Raw genomic sequence first — 18,413 nt, 5'->3', positions numbered from 1 at the left:
GTTGGAGATTCTTACTGAACGGACGGGACGGACGCGAGGTCCACGAATGCCTGCGCCGCCGGGGACAGCGGGCCCGACCGCCACACCAGCCGGCCGTGGCGGATCAGGCGTGGCCGGTGGGACAGCATCCTGGCGCCGCGCAGGGCCGCGTCCCGGGCCATGGAGGCGGGCAGCAGGGCGGCGCCCACGCCGGAGAGGACCAGCGGCACGATCATCGCGCGGTGGGCGGTCTCCACCGCGATCCGTGGGGCGACGCCCAGAGCGGTGCACACGTCGTCGACCGCCGCCCGGGTCTCGGTGCCCGGCGGGGTCACGATCAGGTCCAGGGCGACCAGTTCGCGCGAGGTGATGGTGTCGCCCGCCGGATGCGGGTGGTCGGTGGGCAGCACGACGTGCATCTCCTGCTCCGGCAGGTCGATGCCACGCAGGTCCGTCGTGGGCACCGAGGCGTCCACCAGGCCGAGTTCGCACTGTCCGGCGGCGACCATCTGCGCCACGGCGGGGCCGCGCTCCGGGTCGACCACGCGTACGGAGACCTTCGGATGCGCGCGGTGGAAGCGACCCAGCATCTCGGCGAGGGGGTCCACCGAAAGGGTTGTCTGCGAAACGATGTCCAGCCGGCCGCCGCTGAGCCCGAGCACCTCCCGGACCAGGGAACCGGCCGTGGACAGGTCGCGCAGGACCTGCTGGGCCGGGCGTACCAGCGCCTCGCCCGCCGCGGTCAGGGCGACGCCCTGCGGCAGCCGGTGGAACAGCCGGCCGCCGAACTCCCGCTCCAGGGACCGGATCGCATGTGACAGCGAGGGCTGGGCGACATGGAGTGCGGTGGCCGCGGCGGTGAATCCGCCGTGCTCGACGACGGCGATGAAATATTCCAGCTGACGTCTTTCCATCGCGTCTCCAGATGACCCACGGGCGTGTCCCCGCACGGCGTGACGCGGTGCGGAGATGAATGAGGGCGCGTCAGAAACGCGGGATCAGAGACAACACGCGGCCGGGCGTCGGCACAGGTCGATGACCAGGCGTCGCACCAAGGGCTCGTGACTCATGGGGCCCATTTCTACCCCAGCCGGAGCACGCCACCAACAGCCGTCCACCCCCTGGAACAGCCGTCCACGCCTGGAACAGACGCTTTCGGCAGCGGGTCAGGCCAGTCGCCGCAGATCCTCCAGATAGCGCAGGACCGCCGCCACCCGCCGGTCCACCTGGTCCGTGGGGGACAGGTCGAGCTTGGCGAAGATGCTGCGGATGTGCTTGTGGACGGCGCCCTCGGTGACGACGAGCCGTTCGGCGATGGCGGTGTTGCCGAGGCCCTCGGCCATCAGGGCGAGGACGTCCCGTTCGCGCGGGCTGAGCCGGTCGAGGCGGGTGTCCTGGCGGGAGCGGGTGAAGAGCTGGGCGACGACCTCGGGGTCGATGGCGGTGCCGCCGGACGCCACCCGGTGCAGGGCGTCGAGGAACTCCTCGACTCTGCCCACGCGTTCCTTGAGCAGATAGCCGAGCCCGCCCACCCCGCCGCCCAACAGCTCGGTGGCGAAGCTCTGTTCGACGTACGCGGACAGCACGAGGACGGCCAGGTCGGGCCGTCGGCGCCGGGCCTCGACCGCCGCGACGATCCCCTCGTCGGTGTGGGTCGGCGGCATCCGTACGTCGAGAATCGCGACGTCCGGCCTGTGCGCGTCGATGGCGGTCAGCGCCTCGTCGGGGGTGCCCGCGGTGGCCACCACGTCGAGGCCCTCGGCACGCAGCAGCAGGGCGAGACCCTCCCTGAGCAGGGCGTCGTCCTCGGCGATCACGATGCGCATACCGGCATCCGTACGGTCATGCTCCACAGGGAAGATCCACCTTCAGGGTCGTCGGGCCGCCGGGCGGGCTGGCCAGGGAGAGGGTGCCGTCGTGCGCGGCGATCCGGCCGCGGATGCCGGTGAGTCCGGAGCCGCCGTCCTCGTCCGCGCCGCCCCGGCCGTCGTCCTCGACGCACAGGACGAGACGGCCGCCTCGGCTGTACGCGGTGACGGTGGCGTGTCCGGCGCCGCTGTGCTTGGCGATGTTCGTCAGGGCCTCGGCGACCACGAAGTAGGCGGTGGCCTCGACGGAGGCGGCGCAGCGCGCGGGCACGTCGACGTCGATCCGGCAGGGCACCGCGCAGTTCGCGGCGAGCCCGGAGAGCGCCCCGGCAAGACCGCGGTCGGCGAGCACCGGCGGCAGGATGCTCCGGGAGACGGTACGCAGCTCCGCCAGGGCCTGTTCGGCGGCTGACTGGGCGCGTTCGAGGAGTTCGTCGGCACCGGCAGGATCGCGGGCCACCATCCGGCGGGCGGCGCCGAGCAGGACGGTCACGGAGACGATCCGGTTCTGGGTGCCGTCGTGCAACGACCGCTCGATACGGCGCAGTTCGGTCGCGTGGGCGTCGAGCGCGGCGGCGCGGGTGGCGGTGAGTTCGACGATACGGAGGGACAGATCCGTCTCCGGTCCGGCCGCGAGGAGTTCGCGCCCGGGGCGGGCCTGCAGCCGGCCCATACCGGGGCCGAGCCCGAGGATGATGAAGATCCAGCCCAGGCCCAGCATGGCCACGGCGAGGGCGTCCGGCCAGGATCGCGCGCTGCCGTAACCCACGGACGTGGCCGTGGCGTTGCCGGGCATGAACGTCCAGTACAGCGGGAAGAGGGTGTCGCGCACGGCGACGAGCGGCAGCAGCACGCCGAGCACCCCCAGCACCAGCCCCAGGCTGGCGTGCCGCCCCAGCCAGCGCAGTTCCCGCCGGGTGGTGGGGTCGACGAGGGCGGGCCGCAGCCGCGTCGGCGGCGGCTCCGGCGCGACGACCTCGGGCCCCCGCCGCCCCAGCCGCGCACGCTCCCGCCCGGCGAGAGCATGCAGCGCACGCAGCACCGCGGGCACCATGAGCAGCCCGAGCCCGACCAAGCTGGTCACGGCGGTGACGCCCAGCCAGAGCAGCAGAACCAGGGCGGGGAGAGCGGTACCGAGCCCGGACGCCAACTCCCCGACCGCGGCACGCGCGGCACGCAGACTCCGTACGACGGTCTCCTTGAGCCCCGCGCTCCGGTGATCGGCGAGGCCCTCTCGGTGGCTGACCATGCGCCCTCCCTCTGTCGCCAAGGACCTTATGGCGTAGGGCGGTTCGCCGTCCGGCCGGGTGCCGGGGAGTACAGCCTGCTGTACCCCGAACCGGGCGGGCTACGGGATCGGCCCGAGGGGGGTCCGATCCATAGCGTCGGTGACGACAGCAGACCTCGGGAGGAACCCCATGACGAACCCCATGCCGAACACCGACCCCTACCCCCTTCACCAGCGGAGCGACACCGCCCCCACGCGTGCGGACATCGCGCGCAGCCTGCTCTGGATCCTGGTCGTGCTCAGTGCGGTCGGCAACATGGCGGCCTCGGTCGGTGGTGCGCACAGCTGGGTGAACCTGTGCTGCGGTGCGGTCACCGTGCTCGCCGGCGGGACCCTCGTCGTACGCAGCCTGCGGGGCCGTCGATGAGCCCCGTGTTCGCCCGGACCCGCCGCCCCGCGGTCACCGGGTACGACGCGTCGGCGCCGGCCATCGCCCTGGACCGGGTCGGCAAGGAGTACGCGGGTGGTGTGCGCGCCCTCGACGACGTGTCGCTGACCGTGCGACGCGGGACGTTCCTCGCGGTGATGGGCCCCTCGGGCTCCGGCAAGAGCACGTTGATGCACTGCGCCGCCGGGCTCGACTCCCCGACCTCGGGCAGTGTCCGGATCGACGGTCACGAGATCGCCGGCCTGAACGAGACCCGCCGTACCGAACTGCGCCGGGAGCGCGTCGGGTTCGTGTTCCAGGCGTACAACCTGATCCCCTCGCTCAGCATCGAGGACAACATCACGCTGCCGCTGCGCCTGGCGGGCCGTACCCCGGACCGCGACTGGCTGCGGACGCTGGTCGAGCGGGTCGGGCTCGGTGACCGGCTCGCCCACCGCCCGGCCGAGCTGTCCGGCGGCCAGCAGCAACGGGCCGCCGTCGTACGGGCGTTGGTGGCCAGGCCGGCCGTCGTGTTCGCCGACGAGCCGACCGGTGCGCTGGATCTGCGCAGCGCCCATGAGGTGCTCGACCTGCTGCGGGACCTTGTCAACGACCTCCAGCAGACGGTCGTGATGGTCACCCACGACCCGGCCGCCGCGGCCCGCGCACACCATGTGCTGGTGATGGCCGACGGCCGGGTCGTCGAGGCCCTCGACGCGCCGACCGCCCCCGAACTGGCCCGCCGTCTCGTCGAGTTGGGAGAGGTCTGACCCATGACTGCCATGCTTGGTCTCGCCGTACAGATGGTCCGGCACCGGATCGCCGCGCTGATCGCCGTGGCGTGCGCGGTCCTCGGCGGCGCGGCCCTGATCACCGGCACCGGCGTCCTCGCCGAGTCCGGCCTGCGCTCCCACCTCCCCGCCGGCCGGCTCAGCGGCGCGGACGTGATCGTCGCCGCCGACCAGGAGTTCCATCCGCCCGGCGACCTGCCGCTGGCGCTCCCGGAACGCCGTAGCGTCCCGGCCCGACTGGTCGGCGAACTGGCCGGGTTGGAGGGTGTCACCGACGCCGTCGGCGACCTCGGCTTCCCCGCCGCGCTCGTCGACGCCCATGGCCAGGTCGTCCCGGTCGGGGATCCCCAGGCCGCCGGGCACGGCTGGTCCTCGCTGAAGCTGCTGGACGGCGCGCGGGTGGAGGGCGCCGGGCCGGCCGGTGCCGACGAGGTCGCCGTGGACAGCGCCACGGCCACGGCGGCGGGCGTCGAGGTGGGAGACAGGGTCCAGGTGGTCGTCAACGCCCGTCCCACCGCCGGATATCGCGTCTCGGCGATCGTCGACGCACCGGACGCCGGCGTCTTCTTCGCGGACACGACGGCCGTACGTCTGGCGGGGCGGGGCGGTGGGGGCAGCGGCACCGGCAGCGGTACAGACGGCAACGGCAGTCAGGGCACCGGCACCGACAGCGGTGGCCAGGGCACCGGCACTGGCAGCGGCACCGACACCACAGGCGGCAGCAGCACCGGCGTCGCCGACGGCACCGCCCCCAGCGACGGCACCGGCACCAGCAACCCCCGCGCCGGAACCGTCGACCTGATCGGCCTGCGCACCACTCCCGGCGCCGAGGAGAAGGTCGCCGCCGAGGTTCGAACGGAGTTGAAGGGCACCGGACTTGAGGTGGTCACCGGTGCGGATCGCGGGGACCTCGTCTCGCCCGGAGCGGGCGCGTCCCGCTCTCTCCTGATCCTGCTCGCCGGGTCGCTCTCCGGGATCGTCCTGCTGATCACCGGGTTCGTGATGGCGAGCGCGCTGGCCGTGTCGATCGCCGGGCAGCGCCGCGATCTCGCGCTGATGCGGGCCGTCGGTGCAACTCCCCGGCAGATACGGCGACTTGCCGCCGCGCAGTCGACCGTCGTCGCGGCCGTGGCCCTCGTACCCGGTGTGGCGCTCGGCTATCTGCTGGCCGGGCAGTTCCGCGGAATGCTCGCGGACCGGGGTGTCGTCCCGGCCGAACTCCCGCTCACCATCAGCCCGTTGCCCGCCCTCGCGACGGTCCTCCTGCTGGCTCTGACCGTGCAGGTCTCGGCCCGGGGCTCGGCGTGGCGCACCTCGCGGATGCCGGCCACCGAGGCCGTCGCCGAGTCGCGCAGTGAGCCGCGCGACCCGTCACGGATCCGGACGCGCATCGGCGTTCTCGTCATCGTCGGCGCGACCGCCATGTCGGTCCTGCCGCTGTTCTCCCGTACGGTCATCGGCGCGACGGCCACCTCCCTGGCGGGCATTTTCGGTGCGATCGGCCTGGCCCTGGCAGGACCGGCTCTCGTGCGGGGCGTCGGCGGTACGGCGGCCCGGCTGACGCGCTCCGGCGCCTCCGCGCCGACCTGGCTGGCGATGGCCAACGTCCGCGCCTACGCCCTGCGCAACGCGGGGATCGTCAGCACGCTGGCCATGGCGGTCGTGTTCGTCCTGACGTACACCCTCACCCAGACCACCGTGCTGGCCGCCACCGCCGACGACACCCGCACCGGCACCCTCGCCCAACAGCGCCTCGGCGCACCGGGGTTGGGCGGACTGCCCGCCGGCACGCTCGCCGACGTACGGAAGACGAGCGGGGTACGGGCGGCGGCTCCCGTGAGCACCACCGGCGTGGTGTGGACGTACGAGCAGTTCGGTGACCCGCAGGCCGAGTCCGGCTCCGCGATGATCCTCACGCCGGACGCGGCGGACGTCCTGGACCTCGGTGTGACGGACGGCAGCCTGAGCCGGCTCACCGGGGCGACCGTCGCCGTCAGCAGCGATGCCGCCCGCTCGCGGGACGCGTCCGTGGGCCGTCGGGTGAGTCTCGTGCTCGGCGACGGTGCGAAGGCCGACGCCGAGGTGGTCGCCGTCTACGACCGGGGCCTCGGCTTCGGCGACGTGGTCCTCTCCCACGACCTGGCCGCCGGTCACACCACCACCGGGCTCGACCAGAGCATCCTGGTCCGTACGGACGGCACGGCGACCGCCCGGCAGGCCGTGGCCGCCTTCGCCGCGGACCGTCCCGGTCTGGCGGTCGAGGACACCGACCCGGCCGCCTCCGGCGACGGGCTGGCGGACGCGCCGCCGGAGGTGTGGATCAACCTGGCCCTGATCGTGGTCCTGCTGGTCTATCTGCTGCTCAGCATCGCCAACAAGCTCGTCGCCGCGACCGCCCAGCGCCGGGTCGAACTGGGCGCCCTGCGCCTCAACGGCACGACGCCCCGCCAGATCCGCGCGATGATGCGCCGCGAGGCGGCGGTGACCGCGGCCACCGCGCTCACCACGGCCCTGCTGCTGTCCGCCGTACCCCTCGCCCTCCTGGGCCAGGGCTTCCTCGGCCGGCCCTGGCCGGCGGGCCCGGTGTGGCTGCTGCCCGCGCTCGTGCTGACGGTCACCGCCACGGCGTTCCTCACCATCGAACTCCCCACCCGCCAGGCCCTGCGCACCCCGCCCGCGGACGCCCTCCGCGCACAGTGAGCGGGTCACCACGGATACACCTGAGGGGCCCACGGATGTGCCCCCACGCTCGTGCAGGGTGATGCGGTGCGTGACGCGGTGCTGCGGTTGTCCCACGGTGTCGCCGCCGCCACTGGGCCGCAGGACGACTGAGCGGAGAGGACGGAGCCGACCGGGGGCCGGCGGCCGGACGAAGAGCACCTGTGTCCAACGAGCGCCTGCCGTACGGCGCTGTGTTCAACGAGCGCTTGCCGTACGGCGGTTGCGCCGCCCGCGCCACGGCACGACGGCGCGTTCCAGCCGTAGCGGCGGACCGCGATGCACAACGCGGAGAACGCACCGCGCGATCGACGGCATCCGGCGCCGGATGCGGCGGGGCGGAGGATCACCTGGGCGCCGCCCGGTCCGGCCGCGCGACCCTCGCCTCCGGCTACGACACCGGCGCGATCCCCTGACGGTCCGGCCGGTCGGGGGAGACGGGAGTGGGGTGTCCGGCCGCCGGACGGGGGTCTGCGGCCCGGCGGCCGGACGGCTCACGGCTCGCCCCGGCCGGTCACCAGCGCACCGGAACCTCCGTCAGGCGCCCCACGATGAGCCCCTCGACCCGGCTCAGCCCATCGGCGCCCACGGCCAGTTCGAGCGTGGGCAGCCGGCGCAGGAGGATGTCGAGCACGGCCTGGAGTTCGGTACGGGCCAGGGGCTGGCCGATGCAGGAGTAGGGACCGGCGCCGAACGCGAGGTGGGTGTTCGCCGTGCGGGCCAGGTCGAGTTCGTCGGCATCCTGGAACACGGCCGAGTCCCGGTTGGCCGCCCCCATGCTGCACATGACGGTGGTGCCGGCCGGGATGAGCGTGCCGTCGGAGAGTTCGGCGTCCTCGTGCAGATAGCGCGGCAGACCGAAGCTGATGTTGGGGTCGAAGCGGAGAAGTTCCTCCACCGCCGTGGGTACCAGCGACCGGTCGGCGACCAGACGCTCCCAGTGCCGCCGGTCCGCCAGCAGCGTGGCCGTCATCTTGGCGATGACGCCCGCGGTGGTCTCCAGGCCGCCGATCAGCAGGGCCTGGGCCGTGGCCACCAGGCCCGCGTCGGACATCGGCCGGCCCTCGGTGTCGGTGGCGGCGACGAGCCCGCTGATCAGGTCGTCGCCGGGCCGGTCCCGCTTGGCGTCGACGAGCGCGTCGAGGTACGCGGTGAACTCCGCCTGGGCGGCCCCGGCCTCGGCCCCGTCGAAGTCGTGCAGGGTGAACAGGGTGTCGGCCCAGTGTGTGAACTTCTCGCGGTCCGCCTCGGGGGCGCCGAGCATGTCGCAGATCACCCACGCGGGCAGCGGGAAGGCCACATGCGTGACGAGGTCGGCCGGCGCGCCGTGCGCGAGCATTCCGTCGACGAGCCGGTCGGCCATCTCCTCGATGCCCGGCCGCAGGGCGGCCATGCGCCTGGCGGTGAACCACCGGCCGACCATCCGGCGCCAGCGCTGGTGACCCTCGGCGGCGAGGGTCTCGGCCATCGGGTTGTCGAACGGCCCGCCCGTGTCGTCACCGATGCGGGCGGCGCCGGGCGCGCTCAGATCACGGCTGAACCTGGGGTCGGCGAGCACGCTGCGGACGTCCTCGTACCGGGTGACCAGGGACGCCTCGTCACCGCTGGGCAGCTCGACCCGTGCCACCGGGCAGCGCTCACGCAACTCGGCCCACTGCGGCGGGGCCTCCAGGGCGGCGGGGGCGGGCAGGGGGTAGATGAGGAGGGGCTGACTGTCGAGCGTGTGTACGTCGTTCTGGCCGGCGCCGCTCATGGGGGCTCCTTGCTCGGAGGGGGACCCCCAGCCAAACCGGGCCCGGAGAATAAAGTCAAGCGACTGACTTAATCATTGTCCGGCAAGGATCTATTTTGGCCGAGAAGGTTCCGTCATGGGCGGGGAGGCATGGGGGAGCCGAGCGGGAGCCATGGGGGAGCCTGCTGCACCATGCGTTCGGGAGTACGCGCCCTCGTGGCGGAGGGGTGGGAGGCGGGATCGTTGCTTCAAGCAACAGAGATCCGGCCCCGAAGGCCCGAAGGGAAGTCCCGTCATGAACACGAAGTCGCCGAGGTCGCCGCAGTCGTCGAAGCGCTCGAACCCGGTCCTGTGGTCGCTGTTCCTGGCCGGCGTGGCCGCTGTGCCCGTCGTCTCCTACTCCGTCGACGCGGGCCAGGGTGTCGCCGTCGTCCTCGTCGCGGGGCTGGTCGCGCTCCAGGCGCGCGTCGCGATCGTCGAACTGGAACGGCGACGCGACCGCGGGCCGGAGCGGATCACCGCGTGACGGGCGCGGACCACAGGCCGACCAGCGCGTCGCTCACGCTGGTCGCCAGATCGTCCCAGTCCGCCCACGCGGCGGGGGTGCCGACGGCGAGGGCGCGTTCGTGCTCGGCGCAGGCGTGCAGGACCACATGGCCCGCCATGGCGCTGCGCGCGGCCCGTACCCGCGGCGGCAGGCCGGGCAGACACCGGCGGAACCCGGCGTCGAGCCGTTGCAGCGTGGGGTAGGTCTGGAACTCCTCCACCATGAGGGTGTGGAGCGCGGGGTCTGTCAGTACCTGGACACAGAACCGCGCGAACCAGGTCGGGCTGCCGAGCGACGCGAAATGCTCGGTGAAGGGGCGTACCGCACAGGTCGCCCAGTCCCGCAGCTCGGCGGAGTCGCCGATCCCGGCCACCAGCCGGACACGGATCGCCTCGACCGGTTGCGCGTGCCGGCGGACGACCGCCCGTACGAGGTCCTGCTTGGTGCCGAAGTGATAGCCGACGGCGGTGTTGTTGCCCTGCCCGGCGGCCTCGCCGATCTGGCGGTTGGACACGGCGTGCACACCCCGCTCGGCGAACAGCCGTTCCGCCGCCGTGAGGATCAGCTCCCGCGTCGCACCGACCTGTTCGGGCGTTCTCCCCGCCATGACCACCACCGTCCTCGCTCGCGCGGTTCGTCGTACCGCAGCCGGTGACACTACCGACTGCGGCGCCGACGTGGTGGGTGACGGGTACGGGGGTACGGCGGCGCCCGGTTCTGCCGCCCCTTCCGCGCCGGGGTCACGGGGTCCGGCGCGCGCTCCTTCGGGAGGGGGTGACCGGCGCCGGCCCGCGAAGCCGTGAACGGCACTGCTCACGGTTGCCCCCGGCTCGGAGAGTGGAGTCGGCCGTGGCAGCCCGTACCTCGGGCGGACCCTTCGGAGGACGTGCCCTCCCGCTTCTCGGATCAGTGCCGTCGGCCCTGCGCGGTCTCCACGCGGGCCTGTGCGCGGCCCTTGTACAGGGCGCTTCCCGCCCCGAGGGAGACGACCGCCATGCCGAGGCTGGTCGCGATGCCCTTCGCGCTGTCGTCGATGAGCGGCGCGGCCAGGGCGACGACGAGGTTGAACAGGAACAGGAACCACAGGACGGGGCGGGAGGAGAGCAGCGCCTTCACGGGACACAGCCTTTCGGGGAGCGGTGGGCTCCCGGTGGGGAGCCGCTGACCTTGTGAGATCGACGATCCCGGAATCGGCACGACGCCACGAGGGGGTGTCCTCCCCGGTCGATGGTGTAGCGGGCTCCACTCCCACGCCCTAGGCCGTGTCCGCAGGACGCGGGACCCGGCGGCGCCCCCCTCGGCCGCGCTACGGAGCGGTCCCGGGCACCCGCCCGGCGGCAGTGACCGCCACGGACTGACGGTCAGCGGACGGGACGCCGCCTGGCGCGCCGCGAGATCCGCGTCCCGAAGAAGATCAGGTCGGCGGCGAAGACCACGATGCCGATGACCAGAAGAAAGCCCAGGCCATCGGCCACCGCACCGATGATTCCCAGTACGACGGCCACCAGGACCAGGAGAAGAAAGAGCGCCATCACACCGGACCACCTCCTCTGTGCCGGGTACGTACGGTCAGCGGCGGGCGAGCTGACGTTCGCCCGCCGCTCCCGGCCGGTACGTCATGCCGTAGTGCCGGAAGATCTCCTCCTCCTGCTCGGCGGGCAGTACGTCGTCCGTGCCGATCGACGGGGCTTTGCGCACCTGCCCCTTGTCGTAGGAGACCTTGACGTAGCCCGGTCCGAGGACCACGTCGTCGAGGGGGACGAAGACCAGCCGGTGGCGGGTGGGCAGCCCGGTCCGGACGGTGGCCATGGCCGGTTCGTCGGTGGCCGTGTCCACGTAGACCGCTTCGAGCATGCCGATCCGGCGCTGTTTCACGTCGACCACGTCCCGGTTGCGCCACTCGCGGATGTCGGCTGAACGGATCATGCCCTGGCTCCCTGTCTGCGCGGACTCCGGCGGGTGGTGAACCCATTCGTCATCGTATGACCGAAACGCGCCGTCGGCATCGAGCCTCCACGGGCGGTACGGCGCCCTCCGTGTACCCAGGCGAGGTCGCACTACGTCCCGGCGGGGCGATTTCCGCCGGGGCCGCCTACGTGGACCGGCTGGTCTCCAGCCACGACCGGGCGGGTTCCGCCGCGCGGGCGGTGTCCACGGTGAGGTCGAGGAGGGTGCCGCCGTCGGGGCCCGCCGGATAGCTGCGCTGCTCGGTCGTGTCGAAGCAACGGCGGAGAATCTCCGCCACCCGACGAGCGACCTCGGGCGACGCGGCGACGACCCGGACCTCGGCGTACCCGTCCGAGGGAGTTTGCATGGCCTGCATGGCGACCTCGGGGTTCGGTGTCCCCGTGTGGCAGGGGGCCGGATCCCTCACTCTACTGCCGGGGAGTACCGTGAGAACGAGAAATCCACTCGAACCCCCTCATTCCGGGCAGGCAAGCAAGCAGGCAGACAGGCAAGCAGGGAGGCAGGCGAGTGCGATGGTCGACTTGGACTTCGGCTTCGACTCCGACTCCGGCTCCCCGCGGGTGACCAGGCTCCTCCCGGACGCCGTCCACCAGGCCGTGCGGCCCGGGACAGCTGTCGTACGGCTGGAGACGACCCATGACCGGCGGGGCGTGCTCGACGGAGTGTGGTGGCCCCGTTCCCGCGACATCGCCGCCGAACTCCCCAGCCTGATCACCGCACTGACCGAGTATCTGGGGCCCGTCACCCGGGTCGGCCTGGACACCGGCGCCTGGGAGGCGCTGCCGACGCGGATGACCATCGACGGCCGCGTCGTCCACCTCGACTCCTTCCCGGTCGGCGACGGCACCGTCCTCATCACCCGGGGCGAGAAGGACCTCTTCTCCCTCCTCGTGGTCCCACCGCACGCGACCCCCGACGCCGCGCGCGCCGCCATGGCCGAGGCCGTCCGGGCCGGCAGCGGAAGGCAGGCCGAACAGATCCTCATCGACACCGGCACGGGCGCGCGGCCGGCTTGACTGGTGCCCCAGGGGCGGCGGTTCCAGGCACGGGCGTACGGGGCCGATCTTCCGTCGGCCGTACGGTCCGTCGGGCCTGTCCGCGGAGTACGCTGAACGTACCGAGGACATTTCGCGCACCGGCCGCCATGCCCGTGTCGTTCCCGGTGATCGAAATACGCCGGACCGGTCGTGACCGGCCCGGGGCAGGGTCCGCGTGATGACCGCGACCGTTTCCCACCCCGCGACAGCCGAAGCCGACGACCGGTTCGCCCCGTCCTCGCCCGCTCTCCGGCTGTCACTCGCTCCCGTGGGTCCCGCACCGGCGCTGCTGGACGGCGCCTGGTGGCCCCGCTCCCGCGACCTCGACGCGGAACTCCCCGCCCTGACCGCCGTACTGGATCCGCTGTGGGGGCGGATCACCCGGGTCACCGTGAATCCCGTCCACTGGCCGGTCGTTCCGCGCAGGGTGCCCGTCGCCGGGCATGTGGTGAAGGTGGGCTGGTTCCTCCGGGAACAGGACCCGCACGAACTGCTGCTGCTCTCCTACCGCACGGGCCGCTGGAACCTCCTGGTGATCCCCCCGGAGACCGGCGCCGCCCCGGCCGCCTGGCTGATGGCGGCGGCGAGCGACCCACTGGGCACGTCGACCGCGAGCCGGTTGATGGAGGAGTCGGCGCGGCGGCGGACGGTGAACGAGGACGACCGGGCCGTGGAAGCGGTCTGGGACTCCGAAGGAGGCCACGAGGCCGGCGATCATCCGGTCGTACGTCCGCGGATCCCGGCCGTGACCGCCGGGCTGCCGCTTCAGCCGACGCCTCAGTCGATGCCTCGGCCGACGGGAAGGTGAGAACCGTGGAGACAGTCCTGACCGTGATCGTGACCATCGCGATGATCGGCGTGGGGGTGCTGCTCATCCACCGGCTCAACGCGCAGCACGACGACCGCATCGCCTCCTTCCCCTACGGCCGCTCCGGAACGCCTGCCACGGGACCGGCTCCGTCGCCGCCGCGCAAGGCGCGCGAGTGGCTCCGGCGCCACACCCACAGAAGAACGGGGTGAACCAGCCGAACCGACCGTACGGGCCGACGTGACAGCACGGCCCGCAAGCCGCCCGAGACCCCGGCCGTACGCCACACACGCACCTGGCGGACCGGGGTCTTCCTGTGCCCCGCGCCCTCCCAGCCGCCAACTCGGCCTACTGGAAAGGCCGTTCACCCGTCATCGTCACGAACTCCCCGAACCGAGGAGCCATGCGCCTTCCCCAACCGAACCTCCTGATCCCGGCCCGCGTCGTCGAGACGACCGGCTCCGGCATCCCCCTCCACGAAGTCCAGGCCCCTCGGTCATCCTCGCCCCGGGTGCTCTCCGTCACGGGCGGTGCGCCGTGACGGCCCCGCTCCGGCAGGAGCCGGGACGGGGCGGGGGGAGCAGGCCGACTCCCGCCCAGGCGGTCCGGCTGCGCCGGCTGAACCGCTGGCAGGCCGAGACCCTGCGGGAGGACCTGGCCGATCTGTACGTGGAGTCCTCCCGTGCGCAGGCGGGCCAGGAGTACCGGGGCCGCGAACGGTTCCTGCGGCGGCTCACCGGCAGCATCCGGCAGGCCGGGTTCGCCCTGCTGATCGCGGAGAACGTGGCCTTCGCCGGGTGCGCCTACGGATTCTCCGTACCGCGCGACGGGACCTGGTGGAGGGGATTCGACGGTCCCCTGCCGCAGAGGGTGGAGCAGCTCACAGCCTCCGGGCACGTCTTCGCGATCACCGAGATCGTGGTGCACCCCCACACCGGCGACCGGGAGCTCGCCCGCCGGCTCCAGGAGCGGCTGCTCGCCGACCACCACGCCTCGCTCGGGGCGACGCTGGTCGACCCGACCGACGCTGCGGCCTACGACGCCTTCCGGTCGTGGGGATGGCAGGACATCGGGACGATCCGCCGTCCGCCGGATCCCACGGTCCTCCGGCCGGCGTCCGCCTCCGTACCACCGCCCGCGCCACTGAGGGCGCTGGTCCTCTCCCTCGGGCCGCACCCGGCGGGCCACCCGGACGGCCTCGCCCACGAGAACCGCACCCAACGGCCCGACTGACACCCGACTGACGCCCGACGGGCTGCGCCGGGGCTCAGCGCACCGGGAAGCCGAAGGCGTAGCCCTCTTCCCTGAGCTGGGGGAGGATCCGGCGCAGGGCCTCGACGGTCTCGGAGCGGTCGCCTCCCGCGTCGTGGAAGAGGAGCGTCGGCCCGTTGGGCAGCTCCCGCTCGACGGTGGCGACGATGGCGTCCGTGCCCGGCAGTTCGAAGTCCTTGGTGTCCACGTTCCAGCCCAGCGGGCGCATGCCCCGGGAGGCGGCCAGCTTGCGGCTGTACGGGGTGAAGGCCCCGCCGGGCGCCCGGTAGTACATCGGCCGGACGCCCCCGGACGCCTCGGTGATCATGCGTTCGGCGTCGAGGATCTGCTGCGACTGATAGGCCTCGGACTTCTTGTCCATGGTGGTGTCGTGCGACACCGAGTGGTCGCACAGCCGGTGCCCGGCCGCGACGACCTGCTTCACGAGGTCCGGGTGGGCCTGCGCCTGCGTCCCCACCATGCAGAACGTGGCCTTCACCCCGTACTCCCGCAGTACGTCGAGGACTTGGGGGGTCCATGCCGGGTCGGGGCCGTCGTCGATGGTGATGTTGACGCCGTGCGCACCCGCGTCCGAGGCGTGCGCGATAGTCACCGCGACCGGCTCGACCGCACTGGCCGGCTTGGCGGCGGTCGTCTTCCCCGCCGAGCCGCCCACGGCACCGGCCTGTGCGGTCCACATCGAGGCACCGGTGGCGAGCAGCGTCACCCCGAGCGCCGCGCCGAGCACCTTGCCGTACCAGCCACGCCCGCCGCCGTGCCGCGCCATGTCCGCCCCGCTTTCCCGCAGTTCCTCGCCGACCCCTTGGTCACTTCGCGACCAACTGGCATGACGAGGAACAGCGGCCCCAGGATGCGTCCGTTACCGATCAAGGACAATCCCGGTGTGGTTCCCGGACAACGGAGCGGGCGACGGGCGAAATGCCGGTTCAGAACACGCCCTTGTACGCCTGCCAGCCGGTGCCGATCCTCGTACGGGCGCCGAAGGAGCCCTTGCCGTTGCCGTTGTTGCGCCAGAGGGTGCCGGCGGTGTCGCGGGAGACGAGGTCGGCTCTGCCGTCGCCGGTGATGTCGCCCACGCCCACGATCACGTTGTAGGAGCCGCCCCAGTTGGCGAGCACCTTCACGCGGGCCTTGAACGTCCCCTTGCCGGTGCCGTAGTGGCGGTACAGGGTGTTCGCCTTGTCCTGCGTGAGGAGATCACCGATGCCGTCGCCGTTCAGGTCCCCGGCGCCCACGATCTTCTTGTACGTCGTCCACTTGGCCGCGATCCTCGTCCGCGCCGACAACTTGCCCGTGCTCGTCGCCTTGAAGAGGTAGACGTCGCCGGTGGAGGTCTGACGGGCGATCAGGTCGGCCCGGCCGTCACCGCTGACGTCCCCGGGCGAGGTCAGTACGTCGTACTGGTTCCAGCCCGTGCCCAGCGAGGTGTAGGCCGTCGACGGTGTCACCACCGCACCGCACGCGGGCCGGTAGGCGCGCAGCGCGCCGTTGGCGAACCGGACGAGCACGTCGTTGCACCGGTCACCGCTCAGGTCGCCGAAGGGCACCGCCTTCACCGTGGTCGGCCATCCGGCGCCGGTCCGCTTCCCGGTGAACGTGCCCTTCCCCGCCCCGTACTGGTACGCAAGCCCGCCCGAGCTGTTCAGCGTCAGCAGCTCGCCGAAACCGTCCGAGCCGAAGAAGTCGCGGCGGACCGCGGCGGCTCCGGTGACCTTGACCGTGCCCTTCCTCGTCAGCGCCGCGCCCTGTCCGTCGGCGGGGGCGACGGTCAGCGCCCAGGTATAGGCACCGTTGGGCACCAGCCGGCCGGCGCCGTCCTTGCCGTTCCACGCCGGGGCACTTCGGGCTCCACTGCGCGGCGCCGCCCTTGACGTCCACCGAGGCGGCGACGGTGGCGTCGCGCTGGACGAGCGCGGAGACGGGCACCTCACTGGAGGTCAGCCGGACGGTGTTGTCGGAGCGGAGCTGGGCGATCACCCCGGTGTACGGGTCGACGTCCCAGGCGTTCCCCTCGAACGTCCCGGCGGTGTGCGACACGGCCGTCCCGCCGCGCACGTCGATCACCTTCAACTGCCCTGCCTCGACGGTCGCGACGAAGCCGTCGCCGAGCTGCGCCTGCTCCCAGTCGGAGCCGGAGACGAGCGTCAGATTCCGCTTGGTGACGGTGTCGTAGACGCCCTGGCCCTCCGAGCCGGGCACGCAGTTCCACAGCAGCCAACGGCCCACCGCCTGGAAGTCGTTCAGCAGGCAGCCGCTCCCGAACCACACCGGCTAGCCCCGCTGCCCGGTCAGCAGGTTGACCGGGACCACGGTGGCGTTGCCGGACATCACCCACGCGGTGGTGCCCCACAGCGCCCGCACGGTCTCCGTCGTCGTGAACACCGTCCGCCCGGAGTCGAGGTCGACGACCCGGGTCTCCACCACGTCGTCGCTGTCGTACGGCCTGGCCAGCGCGGCGAAACGGCCGCTCGCGGCGGTCGCCGTCTGGTAGGTGCGGGAGCTGTCGATCCGGGTGCCGGGCAACGACTGTGCGGCGCCGAGGAGCTGGGGCTGCTGGGCCGTGCTCGTGCCGTAGCCGGAGACGACCGTCCGGCTGTCGCCGGTGTCGAGGAGACTCGGGCGGCCCTGCGAGTAGTCCTCAAGGACGATCCGGCCACGGGTGGTGCGTGCCCCCGCCGTGGGGGAGTCGGCCACGCCGGTCTCCCGGGTGTGGAGATACGACCAGTCACCCACGGGGTCCGTCTCGACGGTGGTCAACCGCCCCTGGGCGTAGGTCAGTTGGGAGACCGTGCGGGCGGTCTGCCGGGGGTACGCGTCCGCGATCCGGCGTACGGCGACGCCGCCGCCCTCGGTTGCCTCGGCGAGGTTGACGCCCCAGTGGTCGGTGTCGGTGCCGGGGTGGTGAAAGCGGGGCGCCGACGGCGTTTCCGCCGGCTTCCCGGTCTTGTACCGGGTAAGAGGATTCGGCCTGCCGGGTCAGCCCCGGGCCACCGCGATGGCTCCCGAGAGCCGCTCGCCCGCCTCGTAGATCATGTACGGGACGCCGCCGTCGGTACCGAACGAAGGCGCCGCGGCACGCCCGCTCTCGGGAGCCGCGCTGCGCGAGTTGTAGAAGACACCGAGGTGGGAGCGCTTGCCGAAGTCGTTGCCGACCTCGGTGATCATGATGTCGCCGCCACTGGACTTGTCCTTGTTGTAGACGACGTACGTGCTGTTGTTCCGGTGGAGCAGGTGCGGACCGCCGACGTTGACGGCGCCGACGTCGGTATGCCGGACCAGCGCCTGCTGGTCGTAGGTCCAGGTGCGGCCGTCGGCGGACCAACCCCAGTGGATGTCACGGTGGTTGGTGGTGTTGTTCAGCATGAAGAGCATCACGTAGCGGGCGCCATGTGCGGGCAGGTCGTGGCGGAAGACCCGGGCGTACGACGTCTCCGTGGTGCCTGCCGGGAGCATGGACGTCGACAGCACGACCTTGTCGTACGTGAAGTGGATCCCGTCGGCCGAGCGGGCGAGGCGGGTCGTGGTGTTCTCGCCGTGGAAGTACAGCCAGAACTCCTTGGCGTCCTGGTTCCACAGGACATGGGGCGACGAGACATGGCTGACGGAGTAGTGCCCCGACCACTTGTTGGAGACGATCGGGTTCGACGGGTACTCCGTGAACGGCCCCTCCAGCGAGTCGCCGTACGCCAGACAGATCCCACCGGGTGCGTCGTGCGGCGCGTAGTACAGGTAGTAGCGGCCGAGGGGGGAGCCGATCTTGTCGTAAACCCCCCTGACGCAGGGGAAGATGATCTCGCCGGTGGGGTTGTACTTCAGCTGAGATGCCGTCAGCAGGGTTCGTACGTATGTGTAGTCGGGGAATCCGCCGGGCGCCGCGGCAGCGGGCTGGGCACCCAGTGCCGTACCGACGGTGAGGGCGGCTCCGGTGGCGGCGCCGGCCCGCAGGAAGAGACGCCGGTCGAGGTGGTGCTCGTGCATGGGGGGCTCCGATGACAGAAACGGCAGGGACGACAGAAACGGCAGGAACGACGGAAGACC

At 72.3% G+C, this 18,413-nt stretch carries 24 protein-coding genes; 11 read left to right on the top strand and 13 right to left on the bottom strand.

The genetic code is table 11. The features are described 5' to 3' along the window. Window positions 1-11 precede the first annotated feature (11 nt). From ACWDR4_RS07090 to ACWDR4_RS07080, 3 genes are all read right to left on the bottom strand, one after another. Window positions 12-893, bottom strand: coding sequence for a LysR family transcriptional regulator (locus ACWDR4_RS07090; RefSeq protein WP_450404907.1), 882 nt, complete (start codon window positions 891-893; stop codon window positions 12-14). A 252-nt stretch (window positions 894-1,145) separates the two neighbouring features. Beyond that, window positions 1,146-1,805: a response regulator transcription factor gene (locus tag ACWDR4_RS07085; RefSeq protein ID WP_450405169.1), complete on the bottom strand. Its 660-nt coding sequence runs from the start codon at window positions 1,803-1,805 to the stop codon at window positions 1,146-1,148. A 16-nt stretch (window positions 1,806-1,821) separates the two neighbouring features. After that, window positions 1,822-3,096, bottom strand: coding sequence for a sensor histidine kinase (locus ACWDR4_RS07080; protein WP_450404905.1), 1,275 nt, complete (start codon window positions 3,094-3,096; stop codon window positions 1,822-1,824). A 169-nt stretch (window positions 3,097-3,265) separates the two neighbouring features. Here ACWDR4_RS07080 and ACWDR4_RS07075 point away from each other — a divergent pair, with 169 nt between their 5' ends. The 4 genes from ACWDR4_RS07075 (at window position 3,266) to ACWDR4_RS07060 (ending at window position 7,427) form a co-directional block, all read left to right on the top strand. Beyond that, entirely contained in the window at window positions 3,266-3,502 is a 237-nt protein-coding gene (locus ACWDR4_RS07075) for a hypothetical protein (RefSeq protein WP_450404903.1), read from the top strand. Beyond that, on the top strand, window positions 3,499-4,272 hold the full coding sequence (locus ACWDR4_RS07070; protein WP_450404901.1) for an ABC transporter ATP-binding protein: 774 nt from the start codon (window positions 3,499-3,501) through the stop codon (window positions 4,270-4,272). Before ACWDR4_RS07075 ends, ACWDR4_RS07070 begins: the two co-directional genes overlap by 4 nt. Before the next feature lie 12 nt (window positions 4,273-4,284). Next, a complete protein-coding gene (locus tag ACWDR4_RS07065; protein WP_450405167.1) occupies window positions 4,285-6,993 on the top strand; it encodes an FtsX-like permease family protein in 2,709 nt (902 codons plus the stop codon). 182 nt (window positions 6,994-7,175) lie between these two features. After that, the gene (locus ACWDR4_RS07060; RefSeq protein ID WP_450404899.1) at window positions 7,176-7,427 is read left to right on the top strand and encodes a hypothetical protein; all 252 of its coding nucleotides are present in this window, start codon (window positions 7,176-7,178) and stop codon (window positions 7,425-7,427) included. Between the two features lie 98 nt (window positions 7,428-7,525). On the opposite strand, the gene ACWDR4_RS07055 is transcribed toward ACWDR4_RS07060, so the two are convergent. Continuing rightward, window positions 7,526-8,764 (bottom strand): cytochrome P450, encoded by a 1,239-nt coding sequence (locus ACWDR4_RS07055; protein WP_450404897.1) that lies wholly within the window; start codon window positions 8,762-8,764, stop codon window positions 7,526-7,528. Between the two features lie 274 nt (window positions 8,765-9,038). Between ACWDR4_RS07055 and ACWDR4_RS07050 the strand changes: the two genes are divergently transcribed. Then, the gene (locus tag ACWDR4_RS07050) at window positions 9,039-9,269 is read left to right on the top strand and encodes a hypothetical protein (RefSeq protein ID WP_450404894.1); all 231 of its coding nucleotides are present in this window, start codon (window positions 9,039-9,041) and stop codon (window positions 9,267-9,269) included. Here ACWDR4_RS07050 and ACWDR4_RS07045 read toward each other — a convergent pair. The 5 genes from ACWDR4_RS07045 to ACWDR4_RS07025 all read right to left on the bottom strand — a co-directional run bounded on the left by ACWDR4_RS07045 (window position 9,259) and on the right by ACWDR4_RS07025 (window position 11,613). Then, on the bottom strand, window positions 9,259-9,897 hold the full coding sequence (locus ACWDR4_RS07045; protein WP_450404891.1) for a TetR/AcrR family transcriptional regulator: 639 nt from the start codon (window positions 9,895-9,897) through the stop codon (window positions 9,259-9,261). The genes ACWDR4_RS07050 and ACWDR4_RS07045 overlap by 11 nt on opposite strands. A gap of 299 nt (window positions 9,898-10,196) precedes the next feature. Next, window positions 10,197-10,406 (bottom strand): hypothetical protein, encoded by a 210-nt coding sequence (locus ACWDR4_RS07040; protein ID WP_369030231.1) that lies wholly within the window; start codon window positions 10,404-10,406, stop codon window positions 10,197-10,199. 245 nt (window positions 10,407-10,651) lie between these two features. Further along, window positions 10,652-10,822 carry a hypothetical protein gene (locus ACWDR4_RS07035; RefSeq protein WP_450404888.1) on the bottom strand — a complete coding sequence of 57 codons (171 nt, stop codon included), beginning with the start codon at window positions 10,820-10,822 and terminating at the stop codon, window positions 10,652-10,654. Window positions 10,823-10,859: 37 nt separating this feature from the next. Then, entirely contained in the window at window positions 10,860-11,216 is a 357-nt protein-coding gene (locus tag ACWDR4_RS07030; RefSeq protein ID WP_450404886.1) for a PRC-barrel domain-containing protein, read from the bottom strand. 166 nt (window positions 11,217-11,382) lie between these two features. Next, entirely contained in the window at window positions 11,383-11,613 is a 231-nt protein-coding gene (locus ACWDR4_RS07025) for a hypothetical protein (protein ID WP_450404885.1), read from the bottom strand. Between the two features lie 157 nt (window positions 11,614-11,770). Between ACWDR4_RS07025 and ACWDR4_RS07020 the strand changes: the two genes are divergently transcribed. From ACWDR4_RS07020 to ACWDR4_RS07000, 5 genes are all read left to right on the top strand, one after another. Further along, window positions 11,771-12,274 carry a DUF5994 family protein gene (locus ACWDR4_RS07020; protein ID WP_450404884.1) on the top strand — a complete coding sequence of 168 codons (504 nt, stop codon included), beginning with the start codon at window positions 11,771-11,773 and terminating at the stop codon, window positions 12,272-12,274. Window positions 12,275-12,473: 199 nt separating this feature from the next. Then, on the top strand, window positions 12,474-13,103 hold the full coding sequence (locus tag ACWDR4_RS07015; RefSeq protein WP_450404882.1) for a DUF5994 family protein: 630 nt from the start codon (window positions 12,474-12,476) through the stop codon (window positions 13,101-13,103). A gap of 5 nt (window positions 13,104-13,108) precedes the next feature. Further along, the gene (locus ACWDR4_RS07010; protein ID WP_450404879.1) at window positions 13,109-13,315 is read left to right on the top strand and encodes a hypothetical protein; all 207 of its coding nucleotides are present in this window, start codon (window positions 13,109-13,111) and stop codon (window positions 13,313-13,315) included. 191 nt (window positions 13,316-13,506) lie between these two features. Further along, window positions 13,507-13,644, top strand: a complete 138-nt coding sequence (locus ACWDR4_RS07005; RefSeq protein WP_450404877.1) for a hypothetical protein — start codon at window positions 13,507-13,509, stop codon at window positions 13,642-13,644. Then, window positions 13,641-14,336 carry a hypothetical protein gene (locus ACWDR4_RS07000; RefSeq protein ID WP_450404875.1) on the top strand — a complete coding sequence of 232 codons (696 nt, stop codon included), beginning with the start codon at window positions 13,641-13,643 and terminating at the stop codon, window positions 14,334-14,336. Before ACWDR4_RS07005 ends, ACWDR4_RS07000 begins: the two co-directional genes overlap by 4 nt. A 34-nt stretch (window positions 14,337-14,370) precedes the next feature. Here the strand turns inward: ACWDR4_RS07000 and ACWDR4_RS06995 are convergent, their stop codons facing one another. Together ACWDR4_RS06995 and ACWDR4_RS06990 are read right to left on the bottom strand one after the other, a co-directional pair. Further along, the gene (locus tag ACWDR4_RS06995) at window positions 14,371-15,141 is read right to left on the bottom strand and encodes a polysaccharide deacetylase family protein (protein ID WP_450404873.1); all 771 of its coding nucleotides are present in this window, start codon (window positions 15,139-15,141) and stop codon (window positions 14,371-14,373) included. 160 nt (window positions 15,142-15,301) lie between these two features. Next, window positions 15,302-16,174, bottom strand: coding sequence for an FG-GAP repeat domain-containing protein (locus ACWDR4_RS06990; protein WP_450404871.1), 873 nt, complete (start codon window positions 16,172-16,174; stop codon window positions 15,302-15,304). Window positions 16,175-16,242: 68 nt separating this feature from the next. On the opposite strand from ACWDR4_RS06990, the gene ACWDR4_RS06985 reads away from it, so the two are divergent. Continuing rightward, window positions 16,243-16,548 carry a hypothetical protein gene (locus ACWDR4_RS06985; protein WP_450404868.1) on the top strand — a complete coding sequence of 102 codons (306 nt, stop codon included), beginning with the start codon at window positions 16,243-16,245 and terminating at the stop codon, window positions 16,546-16,548. A gap of 98 nt (window positions 16,549-16,646) precedes the next feature. Here ACWDR4_RS06985 and ACWDR4_RS06980 read toward each other — a convergent pair whose 3' ends face one another. After that, a complete protein-coding gene (locus ACWDR4_RS06980; RefSeq protein WP_450404867.1) occupies window positions 16,647-17,132 on the bottom strand; it encodes a hypothetical protein in 486 nt (161 codons plus the stop codon). A gap of 219 nt (window positions 17,133-17,351) precedes the next feature. Beyond that, window positions 17,352-18,353, bottom strand: a complete 1,002-nt coding sequence (locus ACWDR4_RS06975) for a hypothetical protein (RefSeq protein WP_450404865.1) — start codon at window positions 18,351-18,353, stop codon at window positions 17,352-17,354. Window positions 18,354-18,413 lie beyond the last annotated feature (60 nt).

This window comes from Streptomyces sp. NPDC000878 (assembly GCF_053599695.1).
This window is presented reverse-complemented; position numbering and strand designations above follow the sequence as displayed.